The 7,155-nt window shown below is 69.0% G+C and carries 7 protein-coding genes; 1 reads left to right on the forward strand and 6 read right to left on the reverse strand.

Translation table 11 applies throughout. The annotated features are described in order from the left end of the window. Positions 1 to 68 precede the first annotated feature (68 nt). A complete protein-coding gene (locus ACOJSN_RS03620) occupies positions 69 to 740 on the forward strand; it encodes a GntR family transcriptional regulator (protein WP_420111145.1) in 672 nt (223 codons plus the stop codon). Here ACOJSN_RS03620 and ACOJSN_RS03625 read toward each other — a convergent pair. Genes ACOJSN_RS03625 through ACOJSN_RS03650 form a run of 6 tightly spaced genes read right to left on the reverse strand, consistent with a single transcriptional unit; the run spans position 728 to position 6,989 of the window. Beyond that, the gene (locus ACOJSN_RS03625) at positions 728 to 1,543 is read right to left on the reverse strand and encodes an amidohydrolase family protein (RefSeq protein WP_420111146.1); all 816 of its coding nucleotides are present in this window, start codon (positions 1,541 to 1,543) and stop codon (positions 728 to 730) included. The genes ACOJSN_RS03620 and ACOJSN_RS03625 overlap by 13 nt on opposite strands. Continuing rightward, entirely contained in the window at positions 1,540 to 2,484 is a 945-nt protein-coding gene (locus tag ACOJSN_RS03630) for an aldo/keto reductase (RefSeq protein ID WP_420111147.1), read from the reverse strand. The genes ACOJSN_RS03625 and ACOJSN_RS03630 overlap by 4 nt, the downstream gene beginning before the upstream one ends. Beyond that, positions 2,463 to 3,245 carry a ribonuclease activity regulator RraA gene (locus tag ACOJSN_RS03635; protein WP_420111148.1) on the reverse strand — a complete coding sequence of 261 codons (783 nt, stop codon included), beginning with the start codon at positions 3,243 to 3,245 and terminating at the stop codon, positions 2,463 to 2,465. The genes ACOJSN_RS03630 and ACOJSN_RS03635 overlap by 22 nt, the downstream gene beginning before the upstream one ends. Then, positions 3,242 to 5,191, reverse strand: coding sequence for a hypothetical protein (locus ACOJSN_RS03640; RefSeq protein ID WP_420111149.1), 1,950 nt, complete (start codon positions 5,189 to 5,191; stop codon positions 3,242 to 3,244). Before ACOJSN_RS03640 ends, ACOJSN_RS03635 begins: the two co-directional genes overlap by 4 nt. Then, the gene (locus tag ACOJSN_RS03645) at positions 5,188 to 6,042 is read right to left on the reverse strand and encodes a carbohydrate ABC transporter permease (protein ID WP_420111150.1); all 855 of its coding nucleotides are present in this window, start codon (positions 6,040 to 6,042) and stop codon (positions 5,188 to 5,190) included. The genes ACOJSN_RS03640 and ACOJSN_RS03645 overlap by 4 nt, the downstream gene beginning before the upstream one ends. Next, positions 6,039 to 6,989, reverse strand: a complete 951-nt coding sequence (locus ACOJSN_RS03650) for a carbohydrate ABC transporter permease (protein WP_420111151.1) — start codon at positions 6,987 to 6,989, stop codon at positions 6,039 to 6,041. The genes ACOJSN_RS03645 and ACOJSN_RS03650 overlap by 4 nt, the downstream gene beginning before the upstream one ends. Positions 6,990 to 7,155: the final 166 nt, after the last annotated feature.

Genomic DNA, 7,155 nt, shown 5'->3' on the forward strand with positions numbered 1-7,155 from the left:
GCTCCGAGCCGAGACCACTCGGCTCGGATCGCTCATTAGCGATTAGCGATAACGCGTAGGATGCGAGCATGACCGAGCCGACGACGCAGGGCCTGGCGCGTGGGCTGCTCTCCGACCAGATCTACTCGCTCATCAAGAACATGATCAAGGACTCCACCCTCGTCCCTGGTCAGCAGCTGGTGGAGTCGCAGCTGGCCCGCGAGTGGAAGGTCAGCCAGGCTCCTGTGCGGGACGCGCTCAAGCGCCTCGCGCACGAGGGCCTGGTCACGCATGAGCGCAACCGCGGCAACTTCGTGGCGGAGTACTCCGAGGACGAGGTGCACCAGGCACGCGTGGCACGCACGGCACTGGAATCGCTCGCTGGCCGGCTGGTGTGCGGCCGGCTGTCGGAGCCGATGCGCGCTCGACTGGATGGACTGATCGAGGAGATGCACTCGGCCGCCACCGAGCGGAACCTCAGCACGTTCCGCGAGCTCGACTTCACGTTCCACCGCACGATCATCGAGGCCAGCGGCAATCCGTACCTGCCACGCATGTGGGACATCATCGAGCCGAGCCTGCGGGCCATGCACGTTCTGGGCGATCCCGATTTCGAGGGCGACTGGCACGAGGTGGCCGATTGGCACTGGAGCCTGCTCCAGGTGGCTCAGGCGGACGACCCCGATGCCGCAGCCGAGCTGTTCTCGCGACACGCCGCCGGCACTCTCCTCGAGCCGGCCGACAGCGCTCAGGACATGTAGAGCCGAGTCGCGAGACCCCGCCAGAACGAGTCCGCCTCGCGCTCCGAGAGCGCAGGCAGCGCTGCCGCCGTGCGCGCAAGCGTCTGGTGATACCCGCACACCCGGGTGGAGATGGGCCAGTCGCTGCCGAACATCAGTCTGTCGATCCCGAGGATCTCGACGGCGTCGCTCACGACCGCACGGACGCGGGCACGGTCATCTCCAGGCCCGTGCAGACCCGAGACCTTCGCGACGACGCGATGATGCGGCTCCAGCGCGCACAGCCCCGCGCGCCAGCGGTCGGTGGGCGCCGCGGGACCGAGGCCGAGATGGCAGACGGCGATGTTCAGGTCGGGATGAGAGTCCGCAAGCGCGGCGACCGCCGGCAGCTGTTCGGGCCGGATCAGCACCTCGAGCACGGACCCGGCACTGGCCAGTCCGGCCGCAAGGGCGCCTACCCCGGGCACATCGCTGAGGTCAGCGGCACGTGTCGGCACCGCGAGCCGGATACCCGCGAGACGTGGGTGCCCGAGAAGGTCCCGCACGGTTCCTGCCCACGATCCTGTGCGCGGCTCGTACTGGGCGACCACGGCTGCCACCATCGGGTTCCGGTCGGCGATCGCGAGCAGCCAGCTGAGCTCCTCGAGCGTGTCAGCCGCCTGCACGACGACGGCCGCCTCGGGGCGGGCGGCATCGTCGCCGTCGAGCTCGAGCAGCAACGCGTCCACATCGGCGCGCGCCGGCAGCCCCTGGCCCTCACGGAACCATGACAGCGGCACGCGGGTGACGTCCCACAGGTGCAGATGGGCGTCGACGAACCTCATCCGCCGCCCGCGTCCAGCCGCTGCCACAAGGTTTCGGGGATCGGTACGGCGAGCCCACGGACCCAGTCCTGCACCTCGGCGGCTGTGCGCGCACCGAGCACCACGGCCTCCACGCCGTCGCGGCGCAACGGATACCGCGCCGCGGCGTGTCGCAGTTCGATGCCCTCGGCTCGGCAGAGGTCCCGCATCGCGCGCGCTCGCGCCACGACCGGAGCGGAGGCCGGGTAGTAGTCGAAGTGCGGATCGCTGTCGGGATCGGCCAGCACGCCGGAGTTCAGCACGCCCGCGGCGATCACCCCGACGCCGCCCTCGAGCGCCGCCGGCAGCAGCGTCTCGTCGGCGCGCCGGTCGAGCAGCGTCAGGCGCCCTGCTTCCATGACGACGTCGATCGCCGCCTCGCGCACGAATCGCGTGAGCGGATCGGTCCAGACCATCCCGACGCCGATCGCTCGCACCACGCCTTCGCTCTTCAGCCCCTGCAGTGCCGGGATGGTCGAGCGCAGCGCCTCGTCGACATCGGGCGGGTCGTGCAGGTAGAGCAGGTCGATCCGATCGGTGCCGAGGCGCGCGAGGCTGCTCTCCAGGCTCCGCAGCACGCCGTCACGGCTGACGTCGGGCACCGTGTCAGCGCCGACGTGTCCCATTCCGACGACGTCGCCGCCGGTGTCGACGACCTGCCGCCCGACCTTGGTCGCGATGACCACGTCGTCACGTGGGATGCCCGCGAGCGCGCGCCCCAGGCGCCGCTCGCTCAGGCCGGCACCGTAGTGCGGGGCGGTATCGAAGAAGCGGATCCCGTGCTGGAGGGCGGCCGCGATCGTGGCGTCGGCGTCTTCCTCAGCGACGGCGGTATACAGGTTCCCGATCGGCGCGCACCCCAGCCCGCAGGTCGCCTCGACGTCGGGCGCGGCAACCGGCCTCAGGGCTGCACGGAACGCCATGCCTCGTACTCCTCGCGGCTGTCCGATGTCAGGGGGTAGTAGTCGCTCAGCCGGGCACCCTCGTCGAGACGGTGCCGGCTGAAGACCTCCCACTCCTCGTGGTCACGCGCGGACGCGGCGACCTCACCCGCAGCTGCCTGCGGCACGATCACGGGGCCGTCATCATCAGCGATGACCACGTCACCCGGCAGGCACAGCGCTCCCCCGACGGCAACAGGCACGTCGTATGCCCAGGGGAACAAGTCGGACTGCGAGGCGTAATGCGGCGTCACGCCCGTGCTCCACACGGGCAGCCCGAGCTCGCGGATGCGGCCGGAGTCTCGAATGCAGCCGTCGACGACGATGCCGATACCGCCCTTGCGCTTCAGGTACCGAGCGAGAATGTCGCCGATGCAGCCGGAGTACGCGCTGCCGTAGGCCTGCACCACGAGCACATCACCGGGCTGCACAGCCTCCAGCACCTTCCACAGCGCGGTGTGCCGCTCCGCATATTCCTGCTCGGCGCCGGAGGCGAGGTCTTCGCGCTGCGGCATGAACTGCAGCGTGATCGCCGATCCCACCACGCGCTGGCCCGGGCTGAGCGGCCGCGGTCCAGCGACGAACGACCTCCTGATCCCCATCGAGTGCAGCGTCGCGCAGGCCGTGGCCGAGGACACCGGCGCGAGCGCCGCCCTCACATCCGGGCCGGGCCGCTGGTACGGCTCGCCCCGAACCGGCAGCTCGATCTGCGGGCGTGGCAACGCGGTGGCGATGTCGGTCATCGGTTCCCCTGTTCGGTCGTGGTCGCAGCGACGGCGCGCGCGCCCGCTGCCTGATGGTGCGGTCGTTCGGTGCTGGAACTGGTCATGAGCGTGAGCCGGGTGCGGTGTGTAGGCGGCAGGCTCACGCGCACCGCGCCGTCCACATCGGCCTCCGCCGTGGTCGGCTCACCCGGCCGCGATGTCTCGGCGGTCGAGGCGCCGGGAAAATCGCCGTCGACCTCTCCATGGCTGACGACGTGATGCACGCTGTGCTCGTCGAAGCGGCTCGCCTGCACCAGCACTCGGCGGGTCCGGGTGGCGGAGAGGTTGACGAGCTCCACGTCGATACGCCCGCGCTCGAGCGAGGTCACGAGCGCCGCCACGTCCTGGGGCAGGCCGGCGCGACCCCGGTCGAGATCCTCGTACCGCAGCGCGGCGAACGGGAGTCCGCCGTTGTAGAGCGTCTGCGGGGTGCCGGTGATGAGCTGCGACAGGATCTCGGTGACGACTGGATTGACCCGCTGCCAGTAGTGCAGGTGCAGGGTGCCGGGGTCGGGTCGCTCCGTCTCCATCACCGCCACCCGCCGCGCCACCTGGCCCAGCGCCATCGACAGCGCCTGCACCGGATAGTCCGGGTTGTCCCCGTTCAGGAACGCGAGCCACGGCGCGTCGTGGCCGGACTCCATCTTGTCCCGGAACGGCTGCACGTCCCACGCCGGCGCCGGCATCCCCGCCAGCACACGGTCGAGGCGGTCGCGGTCCGCGTCCTCTCGCGTCCACCACCACAGCCACAGCGGGAACTCGAGCTGCATCGGTCCGTAGTCGAACCACCCGTCGGCACCGTGGCGGTGCGGTACCAGGAGTGCCGGCTGGCCGAACCCCTCGCCATAGCGTGCCCGCCAGAACTGGCTCAGGCTGAAAGGGGTCTGCTCGGGCACCGCGGTGATGGCGTGCTCCAGCACGGTGTCCAGCACGGTGCGGGTGACGTCGAGGAAGGTGTCGTCACCGTTGACGAGCGAGGCGTTCAGACCGGCGATCATCGTCGCCGACGCCACCGAGTGCAGGCCGTGTGGCCACGTCCAGCCGTAGTGCCCGCCGAACCAGCGGCCGTCGTGAAGTCCGCCGACAGCGCCATCGGGGGCCACGTTGTCCGGGATCAGTCCGCCGTTGAGACGTGCTCGCGCGTGCCAGCCCTCGACGTAGCGCGAGATCCACGTCGACGCAACCGCGTCGCCGTCGTACAGCCACCGGTTCGCGACCAACGAGGTGGCCGCGAGGTTGACCGCCGTGTCGCCCTGGGCGCGATGGTGCAGCGCCAACCCCATCGCCTCGGCATTGTGGCGTGAGCGCAGGTCCTCCCAGCGCTCGATGCCAGGAAGGCCATGGATCGGCAACCCATAGGGCTCCATCTCCACCAGGTCGGCCGAGTAGGCCCGCCAGGCGGGTCCGAGGCCCTCCAACGCGCCGCGCGCGCCGTTGTGGGGCGCCCGGATGATGTTGTGCGCCGGGTCGTAGTTACCGTGCGCGGGGTCCGTATACAGCTCGGCGAACCGAGCGGCCCGATCGGCGAAGGCGGGGTCGGCCGGATCCGCCGCACAGAGGCCGTAGAACAGCACGAGCGACTCCCCCTGGTGGAACCAGTCGTAGCCGTTCTCGTAGTCATCGGTCAGCATGCCGGCCTCGGTGAGCTGTGCCGTCACACCAGACCAGTGGTGTTTGGCTGCCGCGAGGATGTCGTCGCTGCCACCGAGAGAGTAGAAGGCCGGCCAGTTGAAGAACGGCTCGTACAGATCGTCGACGCCGTCTCGATCCTCGAATCGGCCGCGGTATCGCAGCCGACCGTCCGGCTCGGCGTAGCGCTCGGAGAACTGGCGCCACGCCATCTCGATCGAGTCGAACAGCCGGCGCTGCAGCACGGCCCACGCGGGGATCTCGCGCATCGCCTCGGTCTGGATCAGCACGCTCATCCTTTCGTCGCTCCGGCGACCAGGCCACCGATGATGTGGCGCTGCATGAAGACGAAGAAGATCACAGCCGGCAGGATCGCGAGCAGCAGCGTCGGGAACACCACCGTGTAGTCCGTGGAGTACTGGCCCACAGCGGCGTAGACCCCGGTGGTCACCGTGTAGATGCCGGAGCTGGGTCCCAGGATGATCTGCGGTGACACGAAGTCGTTCCAGACGCTGATCGAGTTGAGGACCACGATCGTGGCGACCACCGGCTTCATAATCGGGAAGATGCAGGCCCAGAACGCGCGGATCTGGCCGGCGCCGTCAAGCGCCGCCGCTTCGTCGATGTCACGCGGCACGGTCCGTAGGTACGCGCTGAACAGGAAGATCGTGACCGGCAACGTCGCCGCCGTCTCGAACAAGATGAAGCCCGGCACGGTATTGATCAGCCCGAGCATGCGGAGCACGAACACCACCGGGATCAGCGTGACCTGACCGGGGATGAAGAGCCCGGATACGAACAGCAGCAGCAGGCCCATGTGCCACTTCTTGCGGCCGCGGGCGATCACGTACGCCACCGGCGACGCGAGCGCGATGCCGAAGGCGTTCACCAGCAGCACGAACGACAACGTGACGCCGTAGGCGCGGACGACGTTGAACTTCTCGCTGGTCAACGCACGTTGCAGGTACTCGATCGTGAAGGTCGCGGGGTCGATGAGCAGGGGCTGGCCGATGATCTCGGCCTGCGGCTTGAAGGCGCTGATCACCAAGATGTACATCGGAATCAGCATCACGAGCGCGATCGCGGCCAGGATCGCCCACTTGAGCACCGATCCGGGGAGCCAGGCGCGGGTACGAGCGGCGCTCATGCTGCGACCTTCTTCTCAGCGCCACGACGGGCGAGCGTGACGCCCAGGCCCAGGATCGCCGTCACGATCAGCAGCACCACCGACTGCGCGGCACCGAGGCCGAGGGCCGAGCGCGCGAACGAGTCCTTGAGGATCTGGTAGACGATCGTCTGGGTCGACGCCGCCGGACCGCCGTCGGTCAGCGCGAGCACGACGTCATAGACCTTCAGCAGGCCCACGAGGGTGAGCACGAGGTTCACGGTGAGGACGGGGGCGATCAGCGGGACCGTGATCGCACGGAACTGCTGCCACCGTGAGGCGCCATCCACGGTTGCCGCCTCGTAGTACTCGGCCGGCACGGACTTGATGCCGGCGATGAACAAGATCATGTTGAAGCCGAAGCTCGACCACAGGATGGTCGCGATGATGCTCCCCTTCGCCCACGTCGGGTCGATGAGGAACGGCAACGGACCGATCCCGACGTGCCCCAGCAGCGAGTTGACCACACCGTTCGGCTGCAGCATCGCCGACCACAGGAAGCCGATGATCAGCGAGCTGATGATGTACGGGTAGAAGAAGATCGTGCGCAACACGGTGTTGGCGCGGCCCGGTGCGGCGATCAGCACCGCGACCGCGAGCCCGACGACATTGCAGGCCACCGTGCCCGCCACGGCGACGATCGCCGTGAAGATCGCCGCGTCGACCGTGCGCGGGTTGCGGAACGCGAACTGGTAGTTCTCCAGCCCGATGAAGGTGAACTTGAGGCTGTACCCGTTCCAATCGGTCAGGCTGAGCACGAACGCCAGGATCATCGGGATGATGAACATCAGCACGAACACCACGACGGCCGGCCCGGCCATCACCAGGTCGGGCAGTCGCGAGCGCAGACCTCTGCGGCGCGGAGCGCGCACCGGCGGTCCTGTCGTGCTGCTCTCGGTCCGCGATGGCGCGGTCACGGTCGCTGTCATCTCCTCGTCCTCTGGTCGAGGCGTGGGCGCGGGTCGCTCGAACCCACGCCCACGCGTCCTCAGCCTGCGTTCGCCGCGAACCAGTCGTCCATGGCACCGGAGACGGAGCTCGCCGCCGTGCCGCCCATCAGAGCCTGCGTCTGCGTGTTGAGTTCCTCCGCGTACC

Source organism: Pseudactinotalea sp. (assembly GCF_048594945.1).
GTDB lineage: Bacteria > Actinomycetota > Actinomycetes > Actinomycetales > Beutenbergiaceae > Pseudactinotalea.

What these genes read in the sequence shown, in the direction of transcription:
- ACOJSN_RS03640 (WP_420111149.1), bottom strand. Translation starts at nt 5,191, where the DNA reads ATGAGCGTGCTGATCCAGACCGAGGCGATGCGCGAGATCCCCGCGTGG.
- ACOJSN_RS03630 (WP_420111147.1), bottom strand. Translation starts at nt 2,484, where the DNA reads ATGGCGTTCCGTGCAGCCCTGAGGCCGGTTGCCGCGCCCGACGTCGAG.
- ACOJSN_RS03625 (WP_420111146.1), bottom strand. Translation starts at nt 1,543, where the DNA reads ATGAGGTTCGTCGACGCCCATCTGCACCTGTGGGACGTCACCCGCGTG.
- ACOJSN_RS03635 (WP_420111148.1), bottom strand. Translation starts at nt 3,245, where the DNA reads ATGACCGACATCGCCACCGCGTTGCCACGCCCGCAGATCGAGCTGCCG.
- ACOJSN_RS03645 (WP_420111150.1), bottom strand. Translation starts at nt 6,042, where the DNA reads ATGAGCGCCGCTCGTACCCGCGCCTGGCTCCCCGGATCGGTGCTCAAG.
- ACOJSN_RS03620 (WP_420111145.1), top strand. Translation starts at nt 69, where the DNA reads ATGACCGAGCCGACGACGCAGGGCCTGGCGCGTGGGCTGCTCTCCGAC.
- ACOJSN_RS03650 (WP_420111151.1), bottom strand. Translation starts at nt 6,989, where the DNA reads ATGACAGCGACCGTGACCGCGCCATCGCGGACCGAGAGCAGCACGACA.